This is a genomic window from Aminobacter sp. GW821-FHT11F06 (assembly GCF_058808215.1).
Genome location: NZ_JBXARL010000003.1, coordinates 53,645 through 79,563, shown reverse-complemented (window position 1 = coordinate 79,563; position 25,919 = coordinate 53,645). Strand labels below are relative to the sequence as shown.

Below are 25,919 nucleotides of genomic sequence, written 5' to 3'. Positions count from 1 at the left end.
GGCGTTTTTCGTTCCCCAGGGGGCGCATGGTAAACTGATTGCTAACCGGCTTCGGCGATGAATCGACTTTCTGATCTCTCCAAGGAGGAAAGAATGCCCCTTCGCATAACCGCCAAGAGTCTCGCAGGCGTTGCCGCGATCGCTGGTCTTTCGCTCGCGCTACTGTTGCCTGCTGGCCCGGCGGCGGCCGAACCCGGCTTCGAACGCTGGGTCGCGAGCTTCCGTTCGGTAGCCGCAGACAACGGAATCTCCCGTTCGACCTATGACCGTGCCTTTCGCGGCGTGACCGCCGCCGATCCCGAGGTGCTGGAAAAAGCCCGCTTCCAGCCGGAATTCACCGCACCCGTGTGGGACTATTTCGACAACCGCGTGCATGACCAGTCGATCTCGGTCGGCCGCGAGATGGCACGCAAGTGGAAGCCGTGGCTCGACCGCATCGAAGCCAGCTACGGCGTCGACCGCTATGTCCTGCTCGCCATCTGGTCGATGGAATCGAACTACGGCGAAATCCTCAAGAACGACAAGGTGATGCGCAACGTGGTGCGCTCGCTGGCGACGCTCGCCTATGGCGACCAGCGCCGGGCGAAGTTTGCCCGCACCCAGCTGATCGCGGCGCTCAAGATCCTGCAGCGCGGCGACATCGACGAGAGCCATCTCGTCGGCTCCTGGGCTGGCGCCATGGGGCACACCCAGTTCATCCCGACGAGCTACCAGGCCTATGCCGTCGACGCCGACGGCAATGGCAAGCGCGACATCTGGAACTCGGTGCCTGACGCGCTCGCCACCGCCGCCAACCTTCTGAAGAAGAACGGCTGGCAGGCCGGCAAGACCTGGGGTTACGAGGTCGTGCTGCCCCAGGGCCAGAAATTCCCCTCGGGCTCGATGACGCTCGACAAATGGGCGGCACTCGGCGTCGAACGCGCCAATGGCAAGGCCTTCAAGCGCGGTTCGGACGTCGCCACCCTCAAGGTGCCGGACGGGCGCGGTGGACCGGCGTTTTTGATGACCAAGAATTTTTCCGTCATCAAGCGCTACAACAACGCCGACAAATACGCGCTCGCCGTTGGCCTTCTTGCCGACGAGATCGCCGGCTACGGTGGTTTGGTGCAGGACTGGAAGCGGCCCTTCACCAAGCTCAGCTTCGAAGAGAAGCAGGAGTTGCAGAAGCGGCTGTCGGCGCACGGCTATTATGATGGCAAGAGCGACGGCAAGATCGGCGAAGGTTCGCGCTCGGCGATCAAGGCGTTCCAGGCACAGCTGGGCTTGACGCCGGACGGCCATCCGAGCATGGAAGTGCTCAAATCGCTGCGGCGCAATTAGCAACCGGAGGCTGCATTTGGCATCGGCACGACGTTCAAGGTTTTTGCTCTTGCGCCTGACGATGCCACTGGTCGCGGTGGCGGTCGCCTTGACCGCCATCTCATGCGTCATGCCGACTCCGGCGGCAGCCCAGGAGGGCATATTGCGGCGCTGGTCGCTGCGCGACCTGTTCATGCCGCGCCGCGAACCGCGCGTCGACCCTTACCTCTACGAGCAGCCGCAGGCGCCGCAGCGGACGATCCGCAAGGCGCCACGCAAGCCGAAGACGACTGTGGACGCAGTCAGCAAGCCGGCCGAGCCGGTCGTTCCCCTGGTCGAGAAATTGCCGGACGCCAAGGTCGTTCTGGTCATCGGCGACTTCCTCGGCGCGGGCATCGCCGAGGGCCTCAGTGCTGTCTTCGCCAACAACGCCAAGGTCCGCGTCATCGACAAGACCAATGGCTCCTCGGGCTTCGTGCGCGACGACTATTACAACTGGCCCGAGAAGGCCAAGGCGCTGATCGAGCAGGAAAAACCCGTCGCTGTCATCGTCATGATGGGCTCCAACGACCGCCAGCAGATGAAGGTCGGCGACAGCCGCGAGCCGCCGATGAACGCGGCCTGGACCAAGGAATACAAAGCCCGCACCGCAGCGCTGGCAAAGACAATCTCCGCCACCAAGGTGCCGTTCCTGTGGGTCGGCATGCCGGCTTTCAAATCGCCGAAGATGAGCACCGACATGCTCGCCTTCAACGACATCTACCGTGCCGCGACCGAGGCAGCGGGGAGCGAGTTCGTCGATGTCTGGGGCGGCTTTGTCGATGAAGGCGGCGCCTTTGTCACCAGCGGTCCTGATATCAACGGCCAGCCGGTGCGCCTGCGCTCCGATGACGGCATCAACGTCACCCGCGCCGGCAAGCGCAAGCTCGCATTCTATGCCGAAAAGCCGCTGAACAAGCTGCTTGGCATCACGCCGCAAGGCACCGAAGCGGTGGTGCCGGCGAGCCTGCCGCAGGCAACGCCCGGCGAGCTCAACGTTCCGGTCAATATCGACCGGACGGTGCCCGTCTCGCTGTCGGACCCCGAGCTCGACGGCGGCACCGAATTGCTGGGCGCGCAAACGGCAACCAAGGGCGACCCGCGCTCGCCCGGCGAAAAGCTTGTCGTGCAAGGCATTGCGCCGGCAGCGCCTGCCGGTCGCGCCGACGATTTCTCCTGGCCGCCCAAGCCACTGCCAGCCGGACAAGGCACAGAGACAACGACGGCGATCAAGCGGTAGCACCAGCATCTACCAATGGAAAAGGCGCCTCGCGGCGCCTTTTTGTTTGCCTGGATTGGGTCGGCTCAGCGCGGCAGGACGCTCGATCCCATCAATGCCACATCGATCGAGTGCGCGGCCTGGCGGCCCTCGCGGATCGCCCAGACCACCAGCGACTGGCCGCGGCGCACATCGCCGGCGACGTAGAACTTGTCGACGTTGGTCTTGTAGTCGTGGTCGTTGGCCGCGACATTGGTCGAGCGACGGTTGTCGGTGGTGATGTCGAGCTTGCCGTCGAGTTCCTTGACCAGGCCACCGGCGAGCGGGCCGGCAAAGCCGATGGCGATGAAAGCGAGATCGGCGCGGATGACGAACTCGGTGCCCGGAATCGGCTTGCGCTTGTCGTCGACTTCGCAGCACTTCACCCCGGTCAGCTGGCCTTCTTCGCCGATGAACTCGAGCGTCGCCACCTGGAACTCGCGCTGGGCGCCTTCGGCCTGCGACGACGATGTGCGCATCTTGGTCGCCCAATAGGGCCACACGGCAAGCTTGTTTTCCTTTTCCGGCGGCTGCGGGCGGATGTCGAGCTGGGTGACGCGCACAGCACCCTGGCGGAATGCGGTGCCGACGCAGTCGGACGCGGTGTCGCCGCCGCCGACAACGACGATGTGCAGGCCGCCGGCGACGATCGGTTCGGACGGCCAGGCAACCGACTGGATGTCTTCGCCGCCGACACGCTTGTTCTGCTGGACGAGGTAAGGCATCGCATCGTGCACGCCTTCGAGATCGTCGCCCGGAATGCCGGCGGGACGCGGCGTCTCGGAGCCGCCGCAATAGAGAACGGCATCATACTCGGCCAGAAGCTCGGTGACTGATTTGTCGACGCCGACATTGACGCCGCAATGGAAGGTCACGCCCTCGCCCGTCATCTGCTCGACGCGGCGGTCGATATAGTGCTTCTCCATCTTGAAGTCGGGGATGCCGAAGCGCAACAGCCCGCCTGGGCGGCTCTCGCGTTCATAGACATGCACGTCGTGGCCAGCACGGCCAAGCTGCTGGGCTGCCGCCATGCCGGCAGGGCCTGAGCCGATGACCGCCACCTTCTTGCCGGTCTTCTTCTCCGGCGGATAAGGCCTGATGTAGCCGGTCTCATAGGCCTTGTCGGCGATCGCCTGCTCGACGGTCTTGATGGCGACCGGAATGTCCTCGAGGTTCAGCGTGCACGCTTCCTCGCAAGGTGCGGGGCAGATGCGGCCGGTGAATTCGGGGAAATTGTTGGTCGAATGCAGGTTGCGGATCGCGTTGTCCCAGTCGCCATTGTAGACGAGGTCGTTCCAGTCCGGGATCTGGTTGTGCACCGGACAGCCCGTCGGCCCGTGGCAGAACGGAATGCCGCAATCCATGCAGCGCGCGGCCTGCTTTTCGACTTCCTTGTCCGACATCGGCAGCGTGAATTCGCGGAAATGCCGGATGCGGTCGGAAGCCGGCTGGTACTTGTGCACCTGCCTGTCGATTTCAAGAAAACCTGTAACCTTGCCCATAGTCTAACTTTCGTCAGTCTAGCCTCGCGGGAACCTCGCGGGCGTATCGTTCCACCACTTCCAATGAAGCATGCGATGGCGTGCGTCCAGTTGGGCGCTACGCCGGCAGGTAAAGTCTACTCCGCCGCGACGCCCATCCTCATGCGCTCCATCTCGATCAGCGCGCGGCGGTACTCCACCGGCATGACCTTGCGGAATTTCGGACGATAGCTCGCCCAGTCGTCGAGGATCTGTTTGGCGCGCGTCGAACCGGTGTAGTGCATGTGGTTCGAGATCAGCTGCACCAGGCGCTCCTCGTCGTGGCGCGTCATGTCGCCAGACACATCGACGCGGCCCATATGGGCAATGTCGCCGCCATGGTGGTGCAATTTTTCGAGCATGTCGTCCTCTTCGGGAACCGGCTCGAGCTCGACCATCGCCATGTTGCAGCGTTCGGCGAAGTTGCCGTCCTCGTCGAGCACATAGGCCACGCCACCCGACATGCCGGCCGCGAAGTTGCGCCCGGTCCTGCCAATGACAACGACGACGCCGCCGGTCATGTATTCGCAGCCATGGTCGCCAACGCCTTCGACAACGGTGACGGCACCCGAGTTGCGGACGGCGAAACGCTCGCCAGCCACGCCGCGGAAGTAGCACTCACCCTCGGTCGCACCGTAAAGCACGGTGTTGCCGACGATGATCGACTCCTCGGCGAGGATCTTGGAATCCTCTGGCGGACGAATGACGATACGGCCACCCGACAAGCCCTTGCCGACATAGTCGTTGCCGTCGCCGACAAGCTCGAAGGAAATGCCGCGCGCAAGGAACGCGCCGAAGGACTGGCCGGCCGTGCCGGTCAGCTTGACCGAAATGGTATCCTCGCGCAGGCCCTTGTGCTTGAAGCGCTTGGCAACCTCGCCCGACAGCATCGCGCCGGTCGAGCGGTCGACGTTGCGGATTGTCGCCTCGATCTTCACCGGCTGGCGGGATTCGAGTGCGGACTTTGCCTCGGCGATCAGCCTGCGGTCGAGCACGTCGTCGATCGGATGCTTCTGGCGCTCGGTCCAGTGAACCGCCTCGCGCGGCGCATCCGGCTTGAAGAACACCTTGGAGAAGTCGAGCCCACGTGCCTTCCAGTGGGTGATCAGCTCGCGCTTTTCCAGAAGATCGGCATCGCCGATGATCTGGTCGAGATGGGTGTAGCCCATCGCGGCAAGCAGTTCGCGAACCTCTTCGGCCACGTAGAAGAAGTAGTTGATGACGTTCTCGGGCGTGCCCTTGAAGCGCTTGCGCAGCACCGGATCCTGGGTGGCGACGCCAACCGGGCAGGTGTTGAGATGGCACTTGCGCATCATGATGCAGCCCACAGCGATCAGCGGTGCTGTCGAGAAGCCGAACTCGTCGGCACCCAGCAACGCGCCTATGACGACGTCGCGACCTGTGCGCAGGCCACCGTCGACCTGCAGCGCCACGCGGCTGCGCAGACCGTTCAGCACCAGCGTCTGGTGCGTTTCGGCAAGGCCCATTTCCCACGGGCTGCCGGCATGCTTGAGCGAGGTGAGCGGCGATGCGCCCGTGCCGCCGTCATAGCCGGAGATGGTGATGTGATCGGCGCGTGCCTTGGCGACACCCGCAGCAACCGTGCCGACACCGACTTCCGACACCAGCTTGACCGACACGTCGGCCGCCGGGTTGACGTTCTTCAGGTCGTAGATCAGCTGCGCCAGATCTTCGATCGAATAGATGTCATGGTGCGGCGGCGGCGAGATCAGGCCCACCCCTTGCGTCGAGTGGCGGGTCTTAGCGATGGTCGCGTCGACCTTGTGGCCCGGCAACTGGCCGCCCTCGCCCGGCTTGGCGCCCTGGGCCACCTTGATCTGCATCATGTCGGAGTTGACGAGATACTCCGTCGTCACGCCGAAGCGGCCGGAAGCCACCTGCTTGATCGCCGAACGTTCGGGGTTCGCTGAACCGTCGGGCAGCGGCAGGTAACGATCAGGCTCCTCGCCGCCTTCGCCGGTGTTCGACTTGCCGCCGATCCGGTTCATGGCGACGGCAAGCGTCGAATGTGCCTCGCGGCTGATCGAGCCGAAGGACATCGCACCGGTCGAGAACCGCTTGACGATCTCGGCAGCCGGCATGACGGCGTCGAGCGACACCGGCTTGCGACCTGCCTCCTCGGCCATCTTGATGCGGAACAGGCCACGAATGCTCTGGGCACGCGCGGTTTCGTTGTCGATCTGGGCCGAGAATTCCTTGAAGGTCGACCACGAGCCCGAACGAACGGCGTGCTGAAGCGAAGCAACCGCATCCGGTGACCAGATGTGAGCCTCGCCGCGCATGCGGTACATGTACTCGCCGCCGACTTCGAGCGCGTTGCGCAGCACGGGGTCCTCGCCGAATGCCGAAGCATGGCGGCTGACGGTCTCGGTCGCCACCTCTTCGAGCCCGACGCCTTCGATGTTGGTCGCCGTGCCGGTGAAGTACTTCTCGACGAAATCGGTCTTGAGGCCGATCGCATCGAAGATCTGGGCGCCGCAATAGGACTGGTAGGTCGAGATGCCCATCTTGGACATCACCTTGAGGATGCCCTTGCCGAGCGACTTGATGTAGCGCGAGACCACCTCGTAGGCGTCGACCTCTTCCGGCAGTTCGCCGCGCTTGTGCATGTCGAGCAGCGTGTCGAAGGCGAGATAGGGGTTGATCGCTTCAGCACCATAGCCGGCGAGGCAGCAGAAATGGTGCACCTCGCGCGGTTCGCCCGATTCCACGACCAGACCGACCGACGTACGCAGACCCTTGCGGATCAAATGGTGATGGACGGCAGCGGTGGCCAGCAGCACCGGGATGGCGATGCGGTCGGAGCCGATCTGGCGATCGGACAGGATGATGATGTTGTAGCCGCCGGCAACTGCAGCTTCGGCACGCTCGCACAGGCGCTCGATGGCGCCCGGCATGCCTGCCGCACCTTCCTGTACGCCATAGGTGATGTCGATGGTCTTGGTGTCGAAGCGGTCCTCGGTGTGGCCGATGGAGCGGATCTTTTCGAGATCGCCATTGGTCAGGATCGGCTGGCGCACTTCAAGCCGCTTGCGCCGCGACGAACCGACGAGATCGAAGATGTTCGGGCGCGGACCGATGAACGACACCAGGCTCATCACCAGCTCCTCGCGGATCGGGTCGATCGGCGGGTTGGTGACCTGGGCGAAGTTCTGCTTGAAGTAGGTGTAGAGCAGCTTCGACTTGTCCGACATCGCCGAGATCGGCGTGTCGGTGCCCATCGAGCCCACGGCTTCCTGGCCGGTCGTCGCCATCGGCGACATCAAAAGCTTGGTGTCTTCCTGGGTATAGCCGAAGGCCTGCTGGCGATCGAGCAGGGAGACGTCCTTGCGCAAGGCCCGCGGCTCGACCGGCTTGAGGTCTTCGAGGATCATCTGCGTGTTGGACAGCCACGTCTTGTAAGGGTGCTTGGTGGCAATCTCGGACTTGATCTCCTCGTCCGAAATGATGCGGCCCTTGACCAGGTCGATCAGCAGCATCTTGCCCGGTTGCAGGCGCCACTTCTTGACGATGCTCTTCTCGTCGACCGGCAGCACGCCGGCCTCCGAGGCCAGGATCACCCGGTCATCGTCGGTAACGATGTAGCGCGCCGGACGCAGGCCGTTGCGGTCGAGCGTGGCGCCAATCTGGCGACCGTCGGTGAACGCCACCGCCGCCGGACCGTCCCACGGCTCCATCAGAGCTGCATGATATTCGTAGAACGCCTTGCGGTCGCCATCCATGAGCTTGTTGCTGGCCCAGGCCTCCGGGATCAGCATCATCATGGCATGCGCCATGGTGTAGCCACCCTGGAACAGGAACTCGAGCGCGTTGTCGAAGCAGGCCGTGTCCGACTGGCCTTCATAAGAGATCGGCCACAGCTTGGAGATGTTGTTGCCAAACAGCTCGGAGTCGACCGAGGCCTGGCGCGCCGCCATCCAGTTGTTGTTGCCGCGCACCGTGTTGATCTCGCCATTATGCGCGACCATGCGGTAGGGGTGCGCCAGCTTCCACGAGGGGAAGGTGTTGGTCGAAAAACGCTGGTGAACCAGGATCAGCGCCGTTTCGAAGCGCGGATCGGCAAGGTCCTTGTAATAGGAGCCAACCTGGAAGGCCAGGAACATGCCCTTGTAGACGATGGTCCGCGCCGACAGCGACACGCAGTAGGCGCCGATGTCCTTGTTGTCGTTTTCGGCATAGATGCGGCCCGAGATGACCTTGCGCAGCAGATAAAGCCGCGCCTCATATTCCTCGTCGTCGTCGATTTCAGGCGTGCGACCGATGAACACCTGGCGATGAAACGGCTCGGACGCAACGATCTCCGGCGCCTTCGACAGCGAGGAATTGTCGACAGGAACGTCACGGAAGCCGATCAGCGGCAGTCCTTCGGACTGCGCCGACTCGCGAATGATTTCGTCGATATGATCGCGAAGGACCTGATCTTGCGGCATGAACCAGTGGCCGACGCCGTATTGGCCAGCCGCCGGCAGCTCGATGTCCTGCTTGGCCATTTCTTCGCGGAAGAACCTGTCGGGGATCTGCACCAGAACGCCGGCGCCATCGCCCATCAGCGGGTCAGCGCCCACTGCACCGCGGTGCGTCAGGTTGTTGAGCATGAACAGACCGTCCTTGACGATCTGGTGCGACTTGACGCCCTTCATCTGGGCAATGAAGCCGACACCGCAGGCATCATGCTCGTTGCGCGGATCGTAGAGGCCATGCGCTGCATAGCCGGTGGGGGTTCGGAGATGATCGGTTTTATTGTTGGCCGCTTTCGTCTGCGCGGCCGGCACAAAATCCGTCGTCACAGATGGCGTCAACTCCGTCATCGTCTCGTTCTCCGTTATAGCCCTGTCGGGCAATCCAAGTTGGGACGGCAGGGTGCCTGTCCCTGTTATGCCGATATTGCTATCGATATTCTCTGCGGCTCGATGCCGGCGACCGGCACCTAAACCGCGGGTCCGGGGGAACAGGACGGAAGGCTTTCCGCCTCAAGCTCCACCCGCGCTCGCAGCGGAAGCCGGACAGGGCGTCATCATACGCCAAATCCGGTTCGCTTTGGGCAGATAAATAAGACAGCACTGCTGTCCTAAATTTGATATGACAGAATTCTTGAATACGCACAAGACCGATTCACGAATTTTCCGCCTCCCAGAAGACAGAAAGTTTCGCAGGATCTGCATTCGGCGTAATTTTTGAACAATCGGTCAAATGCCCTTCCGGTTCTGCCTTAATCGAAATCCGGCCGTCGGACTTGCCGAAAATCGCCAAATCCGCTCTAGCTCTTGCCCATCCTGCCACGCAGCTCCCGCAGCCATATTACGGACGCACAAAATGTTCTTTGCATCAGACAATTGGGCCGGCGCTCATCCCAAGGTCGCCGAACGGCTTAATGCCAGCGCGGCAGGCTTCAGCCGCGCCTATGGCGACGGCGACCTCGACAAGGCGGTCTACAAGCGTTTCTCCGAGATTTTCGAGCGCGAAGTGGCGGTGTTCTTCGTCGCGACCGGCACGGCAGCCAACTCACTGGCGCTGGCCGCCTACAACAAGCCCGGCGGCATTTCGTTTGGCCATCGCGAGGCCCACATCATCGAGGACGAGTGCGGCGCGCCGGAATATTTCACCGGCGGCTCCAGGCTGCACCCGATCGACGGTGCGCTCGGGCGCATGGACATCAAGAATCTGGAGCGCGCGGTCGCGCGCTTCGCGCCGGAAATCGTTCACGCGGGCCGCCCCTCGGCGATCTCCATGACCCAGTCGACCGAAGTCGGTACAGTCTACAGCCTCGACGAGATCAAGGCCGTCTCGGCCGTCGCCAGCAAATATTCGCTGCCCTTGCACATGGACGGCGCGCGTTTTGCCAACGCGCTGGTGTCGCTCGACACCACGCCCGCTGAAATGACCTGGAAGCGCGGCGTCGACATCGTCTCGTTCGGCGGCACCAAGAATGGCTGCTGGTGCGCCGAAGCCATTGTCATGTTCGACCTCGACCGCGCCAAGGAAATGGCCTTCCTGCGCAAGCGCGCGGCACAGCTGTTTTCCAAGTCGCGTTTCATCTCCGCCCAGTTCGACGCTTATTTCGATGGCGGCCTGTGGCTGGATACCGCTCGCCATGCCAATGCGATGTCAGCCGAGCTCGCGGCAACCATCACAAGCTCTTCGGTCGCGCGCCTCGCCTGGCAGCCTGAGGCCAACGAGGTCTTTGCCGTGATCAAGACGGAAGTGGCGAAAAAGGCGCAAGGCGCTGGCGCCGCCTTCTACGACTGGCACGCGCCGGCCGGCTTCGACGGCCAGATCGGCGAGGACGAAACGCTCTACCGCTTCGTCACCAGCTTCGCCACGACAGAAGACGAGATCGGCCGTTTCGGCGACTTCATCGCCAGATAACAAAAAGGCGGCGCCCGAAGACGCCGCCTTTTCTCCTTGGGAGGAGTGTTTGGTTAGTTCACGGTATTGGCTTCGATCTGCTTGGCATTCGCCGGAGCAGCCGAAATCTCGATCTTGCGAGGCTTGTGCTCTTCGGGGATGTTGCGCTTCAGGTCGATGTGAAGCAGGCCGTTCTTGAGCGCAGCACCCACGACCTCGACATGGTCGGCAAGCTGGAAGCGTCGCTCGAAAGCGCGCGAAGCGATGCCGCGATACAGCAGCTCCGAACCTTCGCCGGTGGCTTCATTGCTGCGATCGCCCTTCACCGTCAGCACATTGCGATGGGCTTCGATCGAAATCTCGGTTTCCGAGAAGCCGGCAACCGCCATGCTGATGCGATAGGCATCTTCGCCGGTGCGCTCGATGTTGTAGGGCGGATAGGTCGTCTGCCCGCCTTCGGGCTGGCCAAGGCCGTCGAGCATGTTGAACAGCCGGTCAAAGCCGACGGTCGAGCGGTGGAGCGAGGAAAAATCAACGTGACGCATGGGTGTTCTCCAGTGAGCAACAAGGTTTGCGTGTGACCTGTGCCGAAACCCATCCTGGCGTCCCGGCGGTGATCAGCGGCCCCGATATTGGGCGCCGCAGGAGACATTTGGGTGCCGCCCAAAGCCATTTCAAGACATTCGTCAAAGAGCTTTTCACGCCCGCCGATGAACCGAAGATGAACCGGCCCTTCGGTATCCATTCAGGTCGCCTCGCCTAAAGTGCACCCAAGTTCACGAACAGGCAGCGCCACAGCGCGCTGCTGACGAGGCCGAACCGGGTTGTAACGTCCCTTCCTCCCGGAACGACAGAGGCCGGAGGCAACCCGCAAGCTGCCTCCGGCTTCATTCGTTTTGGCCTTGTGATGGAATTCCTTTGATTTTCGCCGCTGCCCTTTCTATCACCCTTGGAGATAGCCTGATCCCACGGCAGCGAGTTCCAAGCCGAAGCGCCTGATGACGGACCTGTTCCACGAAATCCCCGGCAATCCGGTTCCGGAGAGGGCCACGGGCGGCAACTTCACCGCACATGACGGCAAGCGGCTGCGCTATGCGCTGTTTCCGGCAACCAGCCAGCCCTTCAAGGGCACGGTGATCCTGCTGCCGGGCCGCAACGAGTGCATCGAGAAATATTTCGAGACCATCCGCGACCTTTCCGTGCGCGGCCATGCCGTCGCCATCTTCGACTGGCGCGGCCAGGGCGCATCCGAGCGGCTATTGCGCGACGGCCATCGCGGCTACGTCAAAAGCTTCGACCACTACGTCAAGGATCTGGAGGCCTTCTTCAAGCAGATCGTCCTGCCAGACTGCCGTGGCCCCTTCTTCATCCTTGCCCATTCGAGCGGCGCCCTGATCGCCATGCTCGCGGCCCCTTCGATGAGCAATCGTGTCCAGCGCATGGTGCTGGTGGCGCCGTTCCTGTCGGTCATTGGCGCGCCCATGTCGATGAAGGCGATCAAGCGCGTCACCACTGTGCTCTACTGGCTCGGCCTCGGCCGGCTTTATGTCGCCTGGGGGCCGCGCCCACGCGAGGGAACACCCTTTGCGCTCAACAAGCTGACCAGTGACGAGCGACGTTACCGCCGCAACATCCTGCTTTACGACACCTATCCCGAGCTGTCGGTCGGCGGCCCGACCATCGCCTGGCTGCGGGCCGCTGCCAAGGCGTCCGAAACAGTGCGCGATCCGGCCTTCATGGCGTCGCTCAAGGTGCCGATGCTGATCGTCACAGCAGGCGCCGACGAGGTTGTGTCGACGCGCGACGTCGAGCAATATGCCCGCCGCTGCCGGGTGGCCTCGCTATTGACCATCGACGGCGCGCGCCATGAGATCCTGCAGGAAGTCGACATCTACCGCGAGCAAGTGCTCGCGGCGTTCTCGGCCTTCGTGCCAGGCACGCCCGCGACGGTGGACTGATCTAGCCCCTGAGAACCGCCATCGCTGCCGCATGCAGTTCGGGCGTTGCAGCGGCAATGATGTCACCGCCATTCTCGGCCGGACCGCCCTCAAAGGTGGTGACGATGCCACCGGCCTGTTCGATGATCGGGATCAGCGCCACGATGTCATAGGGCTTGAGGCCCGGATCAACGACGATGTCGACCTGCCCCGCCGCGACCATGGCGAAGGCGTAGCAATCGGTGCCGTAGCGCGCGAGTTGCACCTTGCTTTCGAGATGATTGTAACGCTTGCGCATCTCGCCCTTGAACAGCGCCGGCGTGGTGGTGAACATCGTCGCTTCGGAAAGTGCTGTGGTCTTGCGCACGGCAAGCCTGCGCGGCCCGCCCGGCCCCTCGTAATGCGAGCCCTTGCCGTCGGCGTAGAACAACTCGCCGGTGAAAGGCTGCGACATCATGCCTGCAACCGCATCGCCATCGACAGTCAATCCCACAAGCGTGCCCCAGACCGGCAGGCCGGAAATGAAGGCGCGGGTGCCGTCGATCGGATCGATGACCCAGACATGGCTGTTGGAGATGTTTTCGCTGCCATGCTCTTCGCCGAGGATGCCGTGATCGGGGAATTCGGCGTTGATCAGCGCACGAATGGCGCGCTCGGCCTCCTGGTCAGCCTCGGTGACCGGGTCGAAGCCGCCGGCGAGCTTGTTTGCCACCGCACCTTGCCGGCGAAAACGCGGCAAGGTCTCGGCTGCGGCAACACTTGCGATCCGTCGCATGAACTCGGCGTCGACCATCTTTCACCCCAATCTCACCTGTTGCGTGGATGACACGTCGCCACCCCTGCCGGCAATAACCACATCACCATGATTTAAAAAGTCCCCAAGCGCGCCTTGACTTTTGTGCAGCGCACAATAATCTCGACTTCGGACAGGTTCTCCTGTCCATGCCCTCCTTGGGCGTTTCCTCCCTAGACTTGGACCGCTCTTAGGAGCGGTCTTTTTTTAGCCGTTTCCTGGCCCGGCTATTCCGCCGCCAGCGGCAGGTCGAGGAAATAATGATCCGGAACAGCCATCAAATCGGCGGAAAACCGGGCCAAATCGTCCGCCAGCGCATAAAAGCCCGCCGATTTCTTGAACGTGCGTTCGTCCATGTAGAGCCCGCGATTGATCTCTATCTGCAGCGCATGAAGCTTGCGCGCCGGCCGGCCATAATGCTCGGTGATGAAGCCGCCGGCATAAGGTTTATTGTGCGCCACGGTATAACCCATCGCCGCCAGCAGACCGATCGCACAGTCCGACAGAGCAGATGCAGCAGAAGTGCCGAAGCGGTCGCCGACAATGAAATCGGGCCGAACCCCACTGTCGCCGATGCGGATCGACGCCGGCATCGAATGGCAATCGACAAGCACGGCATAGCCGAAGCGCGCATGCGTTCGCGTGACAAGCCGCTTCAGCGCCTCATGATAGGGCTTGTAGACGCATTCGATGCGCCCGATGGCTTCGGCCAGCGGCAGCCGGCTGGCATAGATGTCGAGCCCCTCGCCCACCAGCTTCGGCACCGTACCGAGCCCGCCGGCAACGCGCGCCGAGCGGATATTGGCGAAAGCTGGCACCGGCTCGGCGAACATTCGGGGGTCGAGCTCCCAGGGCTCGCGGTTCACATCGAGATAGGCGCGCGGAAAATGTGCCGCCAGCATCGGCGCGCCAAGGGCGACAGCGGCACCAAACAGCTCATCGACATAACAATCCTCCGAGCGCCTGATGGAGGTGGCGTCGAGCCGGGTCATGGCCAGGAACCGGTCGGGATAGCAGCGCCCGCTATGCGGCGAATTGAACACGAACGGCACACGCTGCTCGGCACTCGTCCGGACTTCGAACGGCGGCAGCACCGAGAAATCTTCGGCTGGGGTCATCTTTGTTGATGGACCTGCGAAATGCACTTGCTCATCGCTCGAAAGTGCCACCTGCCGGCGATCGTGTCCAGCACTTCGAAATGTGGATAACCGCCGCTTATCGTGTGTTTGCGTCGTTCCGCCGACGCGGCATTCACTTGATGTTTACCGTCCGGCACTCATATACAAGATGGTTAACGAAGCCCCTGCTGGGGGGCGGCTTCGACCGCTGATTCGGACGGGAAACTGATGGCACGCATTCTTCTGGCAGAAGACGACGACGATATGCGCCGCTTCCTGGTCAAGGCGCTGGAGCGCGCCGGCTACCAGGTAAGCGACTTCGACAATGGCGCGAGCGCTTACGAGCGGCTGCGCGAAGAACCTTTTTCGCTGCTCCTGACCGACATCGTCATGCCGGAAATGGATGGCATCGAGCTGGCGCGCCGCGCCACCGAGATCGATCCCGACCTCAAGGTGATGTTCATCACCGGCTTTGCGGCGGTGGCGCTCAATCCTGATTCGAAGGCGCCACGCGACGCAAAAGTGCTGTCGAAGCCCTTCCATCTGCGCGATCTCGTCAACGAGGTCGAAAAGATGCTGCACGCCGCATAGGCGCTTCCCTTGCGTCGCAAGGGAATTGATGATCCGGCGCATTTTTCCGCCAAACACGCTATTGACGCGCCGGATCAAAAATGGTGTATCCGCCTCCATCGGATGGGCGTGTAGCTCAGCGGGAGAGCACTGCATTGACATTGCAGGGGTCACAGGTTCAATCCCTGTCACGCCCACCATCCGAACTCTCTGATATCACACGGTAAAAGACAGACGGCCCGGCGAATGCCAGGGCTCGCCACTGTTGCTCGACCGTCAACGCCTCGTGGACGGTCGATCCTCAGTCAGTTGGTGACGTACAGCGGCGAGATCGAGTTCGCGATGGTCTGGAACGCGGCCTTCAACTCGGTGGTGTTCTTGGTCGGGAAATAGTAGCTCGGGCGGGTCGCGCAGGTGCTGTAGAGATCGCGGTTGGCCGGAGTGTCGGCGCCCAGCACCACCGTATAGATGATGACGTCCTCAGCCTTCAGCTTATTGCACATGGTCCTCGTCGCTTCGTTGACTTTCTTCAGCGCGGTCGCTCGATTTGTCGAACCCATCCGCCCCTGCTCCAGGAACCCATAGGCGCCATAGTCGGACCAATTGATGGCAGTACCAGACGCGCCAAAGACGTTGTTTTCGCCGTCGGTGAACACCACCACCACCTTGGAGGTGTTTGGCGACTTGAAGGGATCACCTTGATTGAACGGCTGGCCGGGCGACAGCACGCGATAACCCCATGCTAGCCCTTCCGACACATTGGTTCCTGAGCCGTTCCAGAATGTCATCTTGTCGAGTTCGCCTTCGACTGCAGGCTTTTTTTCTGGTTCGCCCACAAGCCTAATGAGATTTTCTGTCAGCGGAACGACAGGCGTCGGACAAGCGTAGTTCGGACCGCTCGTCATGTTCGGCGTTTCTTTGATGACCGCTTTGTCGCGGACACCCTGATCGGAATATTTCGCGATCGATTTCTGTCGGACACGATCGCTGTCCTTACTGCCGCTTAGATCGTCGAGGTAACTATTGTTGTAGTTGGTCCCGCTATTGGCAGCCGGTTTCGCATCACCCGGCTCATCAGGCGCGAAATAGGGCACGAACGGGGTGTTGGGTTTCGCGATATCGGGTGCGGTGTCGTCCAGTGCGTAGTCACCGAGGCGCGCTTCTACACAGCCCTTCCATGCGCCTTTCGGCCCAGTCTTCCATTTTTCTTCCAGCGCCTTGAAGAGTTGCCAATGGCCAGTTCGCCACTGTCTGCCCTTCGCGTCGATTGTGTAATTGAAATTGGTGCCGTTGGAGCTGTTTTCGTCGTTCGGGACAGTCAACCTGGTGTCGATCCAGGACATGTCGAAGCCTTCAGCGCTTTTGATGTTCACTGCCGTGACGAACGGTACCAGCGCTGCGAGGATTTCGCGTTCGGGCCGGTCGGCCTTGACCTTCTGCAAGGCCTTGATGACCTCCTTTGAACCCTCGATCAGCGCCTTCATGTTGGTCGCGCCCATCGATCCGGTATTGTCCAGCACCAGCGCGACCTCGAGCCGGGCGGTCGATTCAAAAGCGTTGGCAACCGCCGAAACGCGCGCGCTTTCCCCGAATATGAAACCAAAGTTCAACACCACATCTGCGTTGGCCGTCCCTGTGGTCCTGATCTGGTTGACGCGCTGGTCGACCACGAGCTTGGCCGTCGCATTGGCAAGAGCCGGCCTGTTGGCGACGTTGGTTTTGAAGAACGCATCGAAAACGTCGGTGCGGGATCCCGACTGGTCGCTCAGGCGCGATGCCGCAAGCACCGCCGAGTCGAGCGCGTTTTGCAGGTCCGACTTGGCTTTCGTCAGATTGGCGACATCAAGGGCAAGGCCCACGGCAGCCAACAGCACCGGCAGCAATATGGCGAACATGATCGCGAAATTGCCGCTCGTCGATTGCCAAAAGCGCTTGAGCACTACAACCCCCTGTATTTGTTGCCGTAGCTTTTGCACGCAAACGACTTAAAATACAGTTTCGCCGCTACAACCACCGGCTGTCCGCAGACGGCGGCAGCGTATGTCGATTGCCGCACGCTCGCCGCCGAAGCCGAACTGCTGCTACTCGACGAGCCAACCTCTGCACTCGACGTGTCGGTGCAGGCGCAGGCGCTCAATCTGCTCAAGGATTTGCGGCAGCGGCTAGGGCTGACCTATTTGTCCTATACGCGCCTGTTGCTCGAAACCGTGCCCGACCTCGAAGCGCCGAAGCGTGACCGCGCGCGCCTGGACGGCTATATTCCGTGTCAGCTCAATCCGCCGAGCGGCTGCCCCTTTCGCCCGCGTTGTCTGCAGGCGATAGATCTGCCGGACGGAGCTGCGCTACCACTTCACCCTGAAGCCGGCGGTGCCGGCCAGCGCGTAGCTGTCGCCGAAGTTTTCCAGCGAGCTGTTGACCGAGACTTCGCCATAGATCGAATATTTGTCGTCGTTCCAGTTGTAGGAACCGCCGAGACCAAGCCCGCCCCACAGTCTGTCGGGCCGCGTTTCGAACTTGGTGCCGGAGACGTCGACCTGGGTGGCGTCGAGGAACTCGTAATAGAGGTTGGCGATGCCGTAGAGATGGCTGCGCCTGGTCTTGCCCTCTTCGTCCTTCCAGTTTTGGTCGTGGTCGGCCGAGATGCCAAGCCGGCCGCGCAGGGAGTCGCCGCTATCGAGCGAGACATCGGCGCCGAAGACATCGGTGAAACGGCTGAAATGGACGTTCGAATAGACAAGTTGGGCTTGCGGGGTCACGGTCCAGCTGTTGTTGAGGTCGATCTTCTTGCCGGTTTCGAGCGACAGCGCGTAACCAAAGCCGCCATTGCCGTCGACGAGGCTTGGCGTATCAAGCTCGAGCGCCTTTGAGGTCAGGTCGCTGTTGAACCAGGTCAGTTGCGCCTGGCCGTCGACATAAAAGCCGTTCTGGTCATACCAGGTCAGCGTGCCGCCGAAGCCACCACCTGTGGTGTCGATGCTGCCATCGCCGAAGAACGAGGTCACATCGCTCGACGCCTGGCCGAAATGCACGGTGATGCCGCCGATCAGCCTGGAGCCATTTTCGGCTTCATGCAGCAGCCCGTCGAGACCGGCCTGCAGCTTCCAGACATTGGTGTCGTAATCGGTGCCGGAGGTGGTGAAGGCTGGCTCGATTTTGCTGTGGCTGCCCTCGATGCGGCCCCAGATCGCCCGCTGGTCTTCGATCAACGCACGGGTGCCATCCGAGCCGGCATAATATTGCGCCTGTTCGCTGGAGACCGCGCAGCGGAAGTTCTGCGAGGCGTCCTTGCAGAACACCGTCTCGGGGGCCGGGGCTGGTTCGGTCCAGTAGCGGTTGCCCACGCGTTGCTGCAGCGTCGGCACGCCGTTCAGCGCCAGAAGATGCTGAGGATAGACCTCATAGAGCGGCACGCCTGGCTGAAAAAGGGGTTCCGGCGGCTCGGGCGGGGTCGGCCCGATTGGGGTAATCTGCGAACGCAGATACCAGTTGTTGTCGCCGGCATCAGTGCCGACGCCGCCATAGTGCAGCGTATAGGCATAGGCGCCGCCGACCACTGCCTGCTCGCCGGTTTCGGCGACAAAATCCCCGTTCAGCGTGAAGGCCGTCGGCACCGATGTCGCACCATTGATGGTGTCGACCACCAGGATACCGTTGGCGGTGGTGAGCGCGCCCGGTCCGGTGGTGTTTTTGATGATCAGTTCCGAGCTTCCCGTCGCCGTGCCGCCGTCGACGACCAGCCGGTCCGAAGGTGAGCCATCGGCACCGAGATAGGTGTTGAGCGCGATCGCGCCGCCTTCGCCGATATAGTTGACGACGGTCAGCGTCTTGTAGCTCGCAAGCAAGGTCGGGTCGCCCGTAGGCGGGGTGAAGTCGATCAGGCTCGGATCGTTGACGAGATTGCTCAGATTGGAACTGCCGGTCATCGTCCAGAGGCTGTCGCGCAAAGTCAGGTCAAATACCGAGCTATCATTGCGTGTGGTGGTTCCCGTGAACACCGAAGACGGCGCCATATCCAATGAGATGCGCGCGGTCGCTTCGGACTGCATGGCGCCGATCACGTCGAAACGACCGATGCCTGTTATGCTCGACGTTTCGCGGGCAAAAATGGTCTTGGCTGCCGCGTCCGTGACCCGCAGTTTTGCGCCGCCAGTGAAAGCAATCGTTCCCGCTTTATCCGCAAGAATGGCATGCGCACCGGCGCCCGCAGTACTGACATCGACAAGGCCGGAGGCGTTCACAATGCCATTGTAGGTAATGGCGCCTGCGGCTGCGCCGGAGGCATAAACGCCGTGCGCGGTTCCCCCCGATGTCCTGATGGTGGCGCCGCCATTCATGGCGATCGTGCCACCGATGCTGCGAACGCCGCCCGATGTATCTGCAGTGGTCGACACCGACAGGGGCCTGGCAAAGGTGGTCGTGCCCGAGATCGCGCTGTTGACGCCCCACGCGCCGACAGTTTCATTGCGAATGGTGGAAAGAATACTATTAAACGTTCGCTGCCAGGTGACTGAGCCTGACCCGCCGCTTGTCGTTATGGTCACCGGGCCTTCGAACAGGATCTGGCCGCTGACGCTGTCATTGTAGACGCCATGGGCGGCAACCCCTTGGGTACTGATCGTCACTGGACCGGAGAAGGTCAGGTTGGCGCCGTCGCCCTGAAGCCTGCTGTAGCTGGTGTTCCATACCCCATATGACGATTCCCGGGTCTGTGCAGAACTTCCGACGGCGCTGATGCCCCCGACAGTGGTGATGCTTGTCGTCCCACTGACTGTCAAACTGCCCTTGATGGCGCGCAAGCCGGCTGAGCCGGCCCCGTTTTGAGCATCTGCGTTGGAAGGGTTCACCCCGGTGACAATGCTAAGATCGCCGGCAAGGGTCATTGTGCCGTCGTCGAGCCGAATGCCGAATGCCTGGGCACCATGGGTATTGATCTGGGTATTGCCGGTGATGCCGATCTTTGCCGTGGGTGTATATCCGGTCCATAGACCGTAGCCTCGCCCCTGTTTGGCATCGAGGAAAAGATTGCCAGTCGCTGTAATGGTGCCTTCCGACGCGTAAAGCGCGGACGCCTCGTTGACGTTGTTGATGCCAACGTTGGTCAGGTTGACAAGATTGATGGTGATGGGCGCGGCGCCGCTGTTGATTGTCGCCGTCGCACCGATCCCCGCCCGGATGCCGCTGCCGGCGACGCTATCGACGGTAAAATCGATCCCGCTATTGATCTCGAGGTTTGCGCCGTTGCCAAGATTTGCGCCATAGGCATAGGTGCTTGCAGTTCCTCCTGGCCCCGCCTTGATCACAAGAGGCCCATTCACGGTCACGTCGCCGCCTGCGCCCAGCGCTATGCCGGTCATGCCGCTGGTGACGCTTGTCGTACCGTTGAGTGCCAGGGAACCCGACACGTTGATTCCATTTGCCGGCGAAGCGATTACAAAAACCCCGATGCGCGGATCGCCTGTCAGGTCGGAGTCCATCGTATCGATGCCCGCAAGGGCCTGAAATTCCGGCATGATGGCCAGGATGGGGTGCAGGGCCTGCTGGGATGCATTCGTTACGATGGTGAGCCCGCTCGCAGTGGCGGAGGCACCGGCTGCGATGCTCATCCCTATCCCGGTTTCTGTCGTGATCGTGACGCCATTAAAATTAAGCTGGCCCGGAGAGTTGGCCAAGGCGCCGATAGCGTTGGCTCCAGTCGTGGTGATTGTCGATTGGCTTAGGTTTACCACCCCGCCGACGCCTGTAGCGGAAACGCCGGTCTGGCCGGCACCGCTTGTCGTGACTGTACATCCCGTCTCGGTGACTGACGTGCCGTTGGCAGCAATACCACTGCCCGGTGCAGGACAAACAGCCCAAGCCGCAGAGGAGATCGCAACGGAAGAACCCAACCCCAATGCAACGGTGGCCAGTGTCCTCTTGGGATCCAAGGTTCTAGGTAGAGGCAACCAGGCAAACAATCGCCCATCCTTGGAGGGAATTTGCACCTCTGGCGAATAGTTGCTTTTCACCAATCGATCGACCCTCCGAGTCTCGGACACGCTAAAGTCTTGTCATGGTGCGGCCAGAAGTCGCACTTCACAAGCAAGTTGGCTTTTGGAAATCCGTATTGACGAACAGCTGTTGCTTTTGGGCAACAACCGCCAGGCTAGGTCGAGACCGCCAATGGCAGCGAACTCCAAGCTTTTTAACCCGGCTAACCCGGCGCATCCCGCCGATGAAGACAAGCTCTCGCGAACAATCACTGACGGCTGGCCATGCCAGCCGCCGAAGTGCCCTGCAAGGGGAGCGATATCCTAGAACGAGCCCGAAATCCCGAGATAAAGCCCGTTGCCCTTCATGCGGTTCTTGGTGCCGAACTCAGGCGACCAGCCGAACGAGATGTTGACCGGGTTCTCCTTGGCGCCGGCGGTGTATTTCAGCACCGGGCCGATCGAGTAGGAGCGGCCCTTGAAGCCGTCGAGGGCCTTGGCAATGCCGCCCTTGTCGTCGACGATCTGGTAGAGCACCGAACCGGACACGCCGACCGAGAAGCGTTCGGTGACCGTTTTCAGGATCGAGGCGTCGAGATGCGCCATGGTGCCGCTGGTGTAGTCGGTGGCGGTGTTCTCGGTGTTGAAGTCGATGCCGGCGACAAGCGAGACATCGATCCCGCGCGCCATGTCGAGATAGCTGTAGGAAAGTGTCGGCGAAAAGGTCCAGTAGTTCATGCCGATATTGTCGAGCGCGCCGACATCATAAGCACCGGTCGGCGCGTAGATGCGCAGGGCGGCCGAAAAGAAGTTCTTGCCCGAATGCCAGCCGAAGGTCGGCGCGAACATGATGTCGCCCAGCGCTGTCTGGGACTGGCTCTCGTGGATGCCCCCCAGGCTTGCGGAAACGTCCATGTTCTGGACCGGGATGGACAGGCTGACTGCAAACGAGGTGTCAGGCGCGATCTGCAGCTCCGGCACCCAGATGCCGGTGAAGGTGGTGCCGACGATGGTGGCTTCCAGGCCGAGCCTGGTCTTGCCGCCGATCGGAACGTTCAGGTCCTTGCCGGCTTCGCCGCTGTAATAGAGATTGGCGCTGTTCCAGTAGACGCCTGGCGGCGGCAGGAAGCCGGCCATCGGCGTCACAAAAACACCTGGAATATAACGCCCCATTGCCGCTTCCGTGGCAAAGGCAGCAGTAGGCAGCCCGCAGGCAAGCGCTGTCGCGGCAATCGCGAGTTTCATTGTCTTCATCGTCATCCCCTCGAATGGTCCTCGTCGACCATGGGGCGGACAAATGCATCACCAGACTGGACTGTGTGCGTTCCTACCCCATTCGCCAAGCAACCGGCCGCTTCTTGGCTGGCGGATACTGCCTTCAAAAGCCTTGAAAAGCCAACAGCCCAATCGGCCCCGAACTTAGATTAATTGCCAGCGTTGCATCAAAAACGCAGGCAATTTCAAAGGCAAGGCAGGGTCTGTTCAGTCCCCCGGCTCGTCGACCACGGTCCAGCTGTCGTCAGGGTTGAACGTGGTGATGGCCGCCGCAGCCTTTTCCGAATCACTTCCCAGGTCTTTTTCGTAGACAGTGCCGTACTGGTTCACGACGAAAGTCACGATGCCGCTTCGGTCGTAATGTGCGGGCGTCGCTATCAGTGCAAAGCCGGCGATCATATGGCCGTTGATGACATAGTCATACGCTCCGCCGGCAATGTTTGCGCCCTGGCTTTTCAGGATGCGGTAGCGATAGCCGAAATAGCCGTCTTCCGGAGCCTGCAGGGCATTGTCGTCGACGAACTCGCCCGCCGGGCTCTCGGGAATCCCATCTCCGGATTGCCAGTAGAGGCCATCATAGGTGCCGGGCGTGCTGACCAGGTTTTGCGCATATTCGAGCACGCCGTCTTGGTTCCAATCGGTCTTGCGATAGACCTCCTGCGCGTCGACATAACCCCGCATGGCGGCAATCGCTGTGAGTTCATTCTCGCCGATGCGGCGGTTGATGACCTCTTCGAGACCGGCAACCGTATCGAACGACCACTTGCCGTCGGCTTTCACGATCGGGAACGGGAATGGCCAGGCCTTGTCGCCCAGCACGAGCGTGTGGCGATCGGGGCTGGCCTCGTCGACAGTGAGGGACTGCGCTGCGGCGTCCCGGATTTCCGGGAAGCTCCCGTCGATCTCCTTGGACGCCGAAACTGCCGCCGGATCGAGCCCGAGCAGCTTGGCGACGGCCGCCTTGTCTCCCGCCGACAATCCGGACTTGAACGCGCCGACAAGGGCGTCCACGTCGTCGAATGCTGGCGGCTTGGCGCCGATGAACTTGTCGAAGTCGTGGTCGGTGGTCGCAGTTTCCTGCGCGACCGCTGGGTGGCTTCCCGGTGCCAGAATGAAGATGGCGGCAATAGCTGCGATCAACAGGCGGTTCATGTCGTTCTCCCTGAATTTCTTCGGGTTTGTCTGTGTTCGAAGCTATTCGCTATCGCCTGTGCATCCTTGGCCGTCCGCCGCCACCGCCCCTCAACTCTCCGCCACCATGCCCGCCACCGCGGCTGATGGCCCCTCGGTTCGAATGGTTGGCCGCAACCCTGCCTCTTTCAGGGTTGCCGAGCACTGAGGGATTGCGCGGGCGATTGTCGATGCGGGCGGCGGGTTTTTTCGGTGCGATCTTTCTTTCGGTCACTTGTTTGGCCGCCGGCCTGTTGGCTGCCGGACGGTTGGCCTGATCCCTGACCGCCGGTCTGTCGAGCTTTTGCCCGGGCCTGGGAAGCTGTGCACCAGGATTGTTCTTCAGCCCTTCGGCGACATTCTTTCTGACATCCTTGCCCTTGAGGTCATGGGCACCCGCGGCGATATTCGACCCCACCTGCCTGTCCTTCGCCTTGCGCGCAAGGTTGTTGCCGTCCCGCCCCTGCAGGTTCTGCGTCAGCTTCGACCTGTCGACGTTGAGGTTCTTGAAGTCCATCTTCGAGCGGTCGATGTTCCGGAAATCTGTGCTCCGGATCTTGTTCATGTCGATCTTGTTGACGTCGATCTTGTTGAAATCTACATCGAACCGGTTGTTGACGCGGTTGACGTCGATGTTGACGTTGCCGCCCCATGCGCCCCAATGGTTCCAGTCGACGACAGCAGCCCACGCCGCACCGGTGACGAAGCCGGCCCAAAAGGTTGCGGTCGGATAATAGTAGGAAGGATAGGACGCGTAGACGATGGGCTCCGGCGGATAGACATAATTCGGCTCGTAGAGCATCTCGGGTGGGTATGTCGGGACATAGATCGTCTGCGGGTCGGACGACTTGATGATAACCTTGTCGCTTTCCTTCGAAACGACAACCTTGTCGCTGGACTTGAGAACGCCCTTCTGCACGGCCTGGTCGCGCAGCTGCTGGATCGCGACCAGCACGTCCTTCTGCTGGTTGGCAACGACGTCGCCGAGTTGCTGGGTCCAGTCGAGGTCGTCACTCATCATCTTCACGACCTGTGGATAATTGAGCAGCGAAATGACGCTGCCGTCCCATTTGTCGCTCGGCTTGAGGTCGGGGGTCTTCTTGATGTCTTCGAGGAAGCGCGACGCCTGCACGATCTGGAGCGGATAGATCGAACTTGCGAGCACCACGGCAACCAGATCGTCGGGATAGAGCGCGATACGCGCAACAAGTATCTCGAGTTCGTCTTCGCTCAGCGGCGCCGGCTGGCTCTCGTCCGCGGCCGCAGCCGGCGCTGCTGCTGCGGTATCGCTGGTTTGCGCCAGCGCACGGTCTGTCCCTGGCATGGCCAGCGCAACAGCCAACATGGCTCCGAACGCGATCCATGACTTACGCAGGTCATTCATGCCACCTCTCCTCGCTCGACTTGCGCCGTCGCTCCGCAAGTCCTCATTCGCCGCATACTTGTCCAGCCGCGTCCTTTTGGCCAGTACACAACTGTCAAATCTTTTGGAAACTCAGCTGGCGCGCAGCAGCAATCTCGGGCCTGGCGAACACCATCAACTTTCCTGCGGCCCATCGATGCGGCACCTCTAGCATTCGCCACCGACAGGCTTTAGCATTCCGCGACCAACAGGAGGCCGAGTACACGTGATGTCAAGAAGCGGTGTTGTCTACGCGCTCGCTGCGGCGGGAATGATCTTTGCGACCGGCGTGCAGGCCGCATCCATCGAGGCGCTGCAGGGCGCCTGGACCGCAGGCGGCACCGATTGCGCCGAAACCTTCCACAAGGTGGGCGGCAAGGTCGAATTCAAGGACAAGACGTCCTCCTTGACCACAGGCATCCTCGTCAACGGCTCGAAGATCATCGGGTCGAACATGACCTGCACCGCAGGCAAGGTCCACGAGGAAAAGGACCACTTCTCGGTGCTGCTGAGCTGCGCTGATTCGGTGATGTTCCAGAGCATGTCCGCGTCGTTCAGGGTGATCGACAAGGATACGTTCGAGAGGATCGATACGAACTTCCCCGAGATCGCGGTCAAATATCGCCGCTGCCAGCTCTGAGCCTGGCGTCGGCCCGGTGAGCCGGAGAGACGTCCCGCCAACGGAACCCAAGCTTGCGTCTGACAAGGTTTCAGACGAACTCGCCGCCCGTCGAACCGGCATGGCGTTCCAGCGCACGCGCATGAGCGCCGACCGTACGTTGATGGCCGTGATCCGCACTTCGCTTGCGCTGATCAGCTTCGGCTTCACCATCTACCAGGTGTTTGAGAAACTGCGCGAACACGCGGGCCTGACCGGCACCGCCCCGGCGCGCAATTTCGGCGTTGCCCTTGTCGCACTGGGCATCGTCATGCTCTTTGTCGGCATCATCTATCACCTCCAGTTCATGCTCGGCCTGCGCCATGAGCGCGAAGCGATGAGAACCGCGGGACTCATCCATGCCCAGAGCAGCTTCCCGCCGTCGCTCACGCTCATCACGGCAGTGATCCTGCTTTTCGTCGGCCTAGCCGCCATCGGCAGCATGGTCTTCCAGATCGGCCCGTTCGGCTAGAGCGCGTCCGCCGCACCGACCTCAACAACGTCTTTGTGCACCATTGTTCTACGCTTAATCGCTACAACCGTTGACC

Annotated in this window: 17 protein-coding genes, 1 tRNA gene and 1 pseudogene; 9 read left to right on the top strand and 10 right to left on the bottom strand. The window is 61.6% G+C overall.

The window, feature by feature from the left end:
* The first annotated feature begins 93 nt into the window (after nucleotides 1–93).
* Together AC1RTB_RS08300 and AC1RTB_RS08295 are read left to right on the top strand one after the other, a co-directional pair.
* A complete protein-coding gene (locus tag AC1RTB_RS08300; protein WP_492878049.1) occupies nucleotides 94–1,320 on the top strand; it encodes a lytic murein transglycosylase in 1,227 nt (408 codons plus the stop codon).
* A 16-nt stretch (nucleotides 1,321–1,336) separates the two neighbouring features.
* Nucleotides 1,337–2,578, top strand: a complete 1,242-nt coding sequence (locus AC1RTB_RS08295) for an SGNH/GDSL hydrolase family protein (RefSeq protein ID WP_492878051.1) — start codon at nucleotides 1,337–1,339, stop codon at nucleotides 2,576–2,578.
* A 65-nt stretch (nucleotides 2,579–2,643) separates the two neighbouring features.
* Here the strand turns inward: AC1RTB_RS08295 and AC1RTB_RS08290 are convergent, their stop codons facing one another.
* A complete protein-coding gene (locus AC1RTB_RS08290) occupies nucleotides 2,644–4,098 on the bottom strand; it encodes a glutamate synthase subunit beta (protein ID WP_492878053.1) in 1,455 nt (484 codons plus the stop codon).
* 116 nt (nucleotides 4,099–4,214) lie between these two features.
* Nucleotides 4,215–8,945 carry a glutamate synthase large subunit gene (gltB, locus tag AC1RTB_RS08285; RefSeq protein WP_492878054.1) on the bottom strand — a complete coding sequence of 1,577 codons (4,731 nt, stop codon included), beginning with the start codon at nucleotides 8,943–8,945 and terminating at the stop codon, nucleotides 4,215–4,217.
* A gap of 505 nt (nucleotides 8,946–9,450) precedes the next feature.
* Between gltB and AC1RTB_RS08280 the strand changes: the two genes are divergently transcribed.
* Entirely contained in the window at nucleotides 9,451–10,503 is a 1,053-nt protein-coding gene (locus AC1RTB_RS08280; RefSeq protein ID WP_492878056.1) for a threonine aldolase family protein, read from the top strand.
* Nucleotides 10,504–10,556: 53 nt separating this feature from the next.
* Here AC1RTB_RS08280 and AC1RTB_RS08275 read toward each other — a convergent pair whose 3' ends face one another.
* The gene (locus AC1RTB_RS08275) at nucleotides 10,557–11,027 is read right to left on the bottom strand and encodes an Hsp20 family protein (protein ID WP_492878058.1); all 471 of its coding nucleotides are present in this window, start codon (nucleotides 11,025–11,027) and stop codon (nucleotides 10,557–10,559) included.
* 453 nt (nucleotides 11,028–11,480) lie between these two features.
* Between AC1RTB_RS08275 and AC1RTB_RS08270 the strand changes: the two genes are divergently transcribed.
* Nucleotides 11,481–12,440 carry an alpha/beta hydrolase gene (locus AC1RTB_RS08270; RefSeq protein ID WP_492878060.1) on the top strand — a complete coding sequence of 320 codons (960 nt, stop codon included), beginning with the start codon at nucleotides 11,481–11,483 and terminating at the stop codon, nucleotides 12,438–12,440.
* 1 nt (nucleotide 12,441) lies between these two features.
* Here AC1RTB_RS08270 and hisN read toward each other — a convergent pair whose 3' ends face one another.
* A complete protein-coding gene (hisN, locus tag AC1RTB_RS08265) occupies nucleotides 12,442–13,212 on the bottom strand; it encodes a histidinol-phosphatase (protein WP_492878062.1) in 771 nt (256 codons plus the stop codon).
* 227 nt (nucleotides 13,213–13,439) lie between these two features.
* The gene (locus tag AC1RTB_RS08260; RefSeq protein ID WP_492878064.1) at nucleotides 13,440–14,330 is read right to left on the bottom strand and encodes an N-formylglutamate amidohydrolase; all 891 of its coding nucleotides are present in this window, start codon (nucleotides 14,328–14,330) and stop codon (nucleotides 13,440–13,442) included.
* Nucleotides 14,331–14,558: 228 nt separating this feature from the next.
* Here AC1RTB_RS08260 and cpdR point away from each other — a divergent pair, with 228 nt between their 5' ends.
* Together cpdR and AC1RTB_RS08250 are read left to right on the top strand one after the other, a co-directional pair.
* Complete coding sequence (cpdR, locus tag AC1RTB_RS08255) at nucleotides 14,559–14,921, top strand: cell cycle two-component system response regulator CpdR (protein WP_018429348.1); 363 nt, start codon at nucleotides 14,559–14,561, stop codon at nucleotides 14,919–14,921.
* Between the two features lie 104 nt (nucleotides 14,922–15,025).
* Nucleotides 15,026–15,100 (top strand) — tRNA-Val (locus tag AC1RTB_RS08250).
* A 105-nt stretch (nucleotides 15,101–15,205) separates the two neighbouring features.
* Here AC1RTB_RS08250 and AC1RTB_RS08245 read toward each other — a convergent pair.
* Nucleotides 15,206–16,876 carry a pilus assembly protein TadG-related protein gene (locus AC1RTB_RS08245; protein ID WP_492878066.1) on the bottom strand — a complete coding sequence of 557 codons (1,671 nt, stop codon included), beginning with the start codon at nucleotides 16,874–16,876 and terminating at the stop codon, nucleotides 15,206–15,208.
* A gap of 52 nt (nucleotides 16,877–16,928) precedes the next feature.
* On the opposite strand from AC1RTB_RS08245, the pseudogene AC1RTB_RS08240 reads away from it, so the two are divergent.
* A pseudogene (locus tag AC1RTB_RS08240) lies at nucleotides 16,929–17,209 on the top strand (ABC transporter ATP-binding protein); the annotation flags it as partial.
* 33 nt (nucleotides 17,210–17,242) lie between these two features.
* On the opposite strand, the gene AC1RTB_RS08235 reads toward AC1RTB_RS08240, so the two are convergent.
* From AC1RTB_RS08235 to AC1RTB_RS08220, 4 genes are all read right to left on the bottom strand, one after another.
* Nucleotides 17,243–20,503: an autotransporter family protein gene (locus tag AC1RTB_RS08235; protein WP_492878068.1), complete on the bottom strand. Its 3,261-nt coding sequence runs from the start codon at nucleotides 20,501–20,503 to the stop codon at nucleotides 17,243–17,245.
* Nucleotides 20,504–21,190: 687 nt separating this feature from the next.
* The gene (locus tag AC1RTB_RS08230; RefSeq protein WP_492878070.1) at nucleotides 21,191–22,120 is read right to left on the bottom strand and encodes a SphA family protein; all 930 of its coding nucleotides are present in this window, start codon (nucleotides 22,118–22,120) and stop codon (nucleotides 21,191–21,193) included.
* Nucleotides 22,121–22,348: 228 nt separating this feature from the next.
* A complete protein-coding gene (locus tag AC1RTB_RS08225; protein ID WP_492878072.1) occupies nucleotides 22,349–23,293 on the bottom strand; it encodes a DUF2950 family protein in 945 nt (314 codons plus the stop codon).
* 49 nt (nucleotides 23,294–23,342) lie between these two features.
* Nucleotides 23,343–24,695 carry a DUF3300 domain-containing protein gene (locus AC1RTB_RS08220; RefSeq protein ID WP_492878074.1) on the bottom strand — a complete coding sequence of 451 codons (1,353 nt, stop codon included), beginning with the start codon at nucleotides 24,693–24,695 and terminating at the stop codon, nucleotides 23,343–23,345.
* A 247-nt stretch (nucleotides 24,696–24,942) separates the two neighbouring features.
* Here AC1RTB_RS08220 and AC1RTB_RS08215 point away from each other — a divergent pair, with 247 nt between their 5' ends.
* The gene (locus AC1RTB_RS08215) at nucleotides 24,943–25,353 is read left to right on the top strand and encodes a hypothetical protein (RefSeq protein WP_492943804.1); all 411 of its coding nucleotides are present in this window, start codon (nucleotides 24,943–24,945) and stop codon (nucleotides 25,351–25,353) included.
* 16 nt (nucleotides 25,354–25,369) lie between these two features.
* Nucleotides 25,370–25,843 carry a YidH family protein gene (locus AC1RTB_RS08210; protein WP_492943803.1) on the top strand — a complete coding sequence of 158 codons (474 nt, stop codon included), beginning with the start codon at nucleotides 25,370–25,372 and terminating at the stop codon, nucleotides 25,841–25,843.
* Nucleotides 25,844–25,919: the final 76 nt, after the last annotated feature.

Excerpts from the sequence above, each read along its gene's own strand:
- AC1RTB_RS08300 (WP_492878049.1), top strand. The coding sequence starts at position 94 with ATGCCCCTTCGCATAACCGCCAAGAGTCTCGCAGGCGTTGCCGCGATC.
- AC1RTB_RS08290 (WP_492878053.1), bottom strand. The coding sequence starts at position 4,098 with ATGGGCAAGGTTACAGGTTTTCTTGAAATCGACAGGCAGGTGCACAAG.
- gltB (WP_492878054.1), bottom strand. The coding sequence starts at position 8,945 with ATGACGGAGTTGACGCCATCTGTGACGACGGATTTTGTGCCGGCCGCG.
- AC1RTB_RS08280 (WP_492878056.1), top strand. The coding sequence starts at position 9,451 with ATGTTCTTTGCATCAGACAATTGGGCCGGCGCTCATCCCAAGGTCGCC.
- AC1RTB_RS08275 (WP_492878058.1), bottom strand. The coding sequence starts at position 11,027 with ATGCGTCACGTTGATTTTTCCTCGCTCCACCGCTCGACCGTCGGCTTT.
- AC1RTB_RS08270 (WP_492878060.1), top strand. The coding sequence starts at position 11,481 with ATGACGGACCTGTTCCACGAAATCCCCGGCAATCCGGTTCCGGAGAGG.
- hisN (WP_492878062.1), bottom strand. The coding sequence starts at position 13,212 with ATGGTCGACGCCGAGTTCATGCGACGGATCGCAAGTGTTGCCGCAGCC.
- AC1RTB_RS08260 (WP_492878064.1), bottom strand. The coding sequence starts at position 14,330 with ATGACCCCAGCCGAAGATTTCTCGGTGCTGCCGCCGTTCGAAGTCCGG.
- cpdR (WP_018429348.1), top strand. The coding sequence starts at position 14,559 with ATGGCACGCATTCTTCTGGCAGAAGACGACGACGATATGCGCCGCTTC.
- AC1RTB_RS08235 (WP_492878068.1), bottom strand. The coding sequence starts at position 20,503 with ATGAGCATCGCAGCCGGTGCCTCCGCCACTGCGAGCGGGCTCACCATC.
- AC1RTB_RS08230 (WP_492878070.1), bottom strand. The coding sequence starts at position 22,120 with ATGAAGACAATGAAACTCGCGATTGCCGCGACAGCGCTTGCCTGCGGG.
- AC1RTB_RS08225 (WP_492878072.1), bottom strand. The coding sequence starts at position 23,293 with ATGAACCGCCTGTTGATCGCAGCTATTGCCGCCATCTTCATTCTGGCA.
- AC1RTB_RS08220 (WP_492878074.1), bottom strand. The coding sequence starts at position 24,695 with ATGAATGACCTGCGTAAGTCATGGATCGCGTTCGGAGCCATGTTGGCT.
- AC1RTB_RS08215 (WP_492943804.1), top strand. The coding sequence starts at position 24,943 with ATGTCAAGAAGCGGTGTTGTCTACGCGCTCGCTGCGGCGGGAATGATC.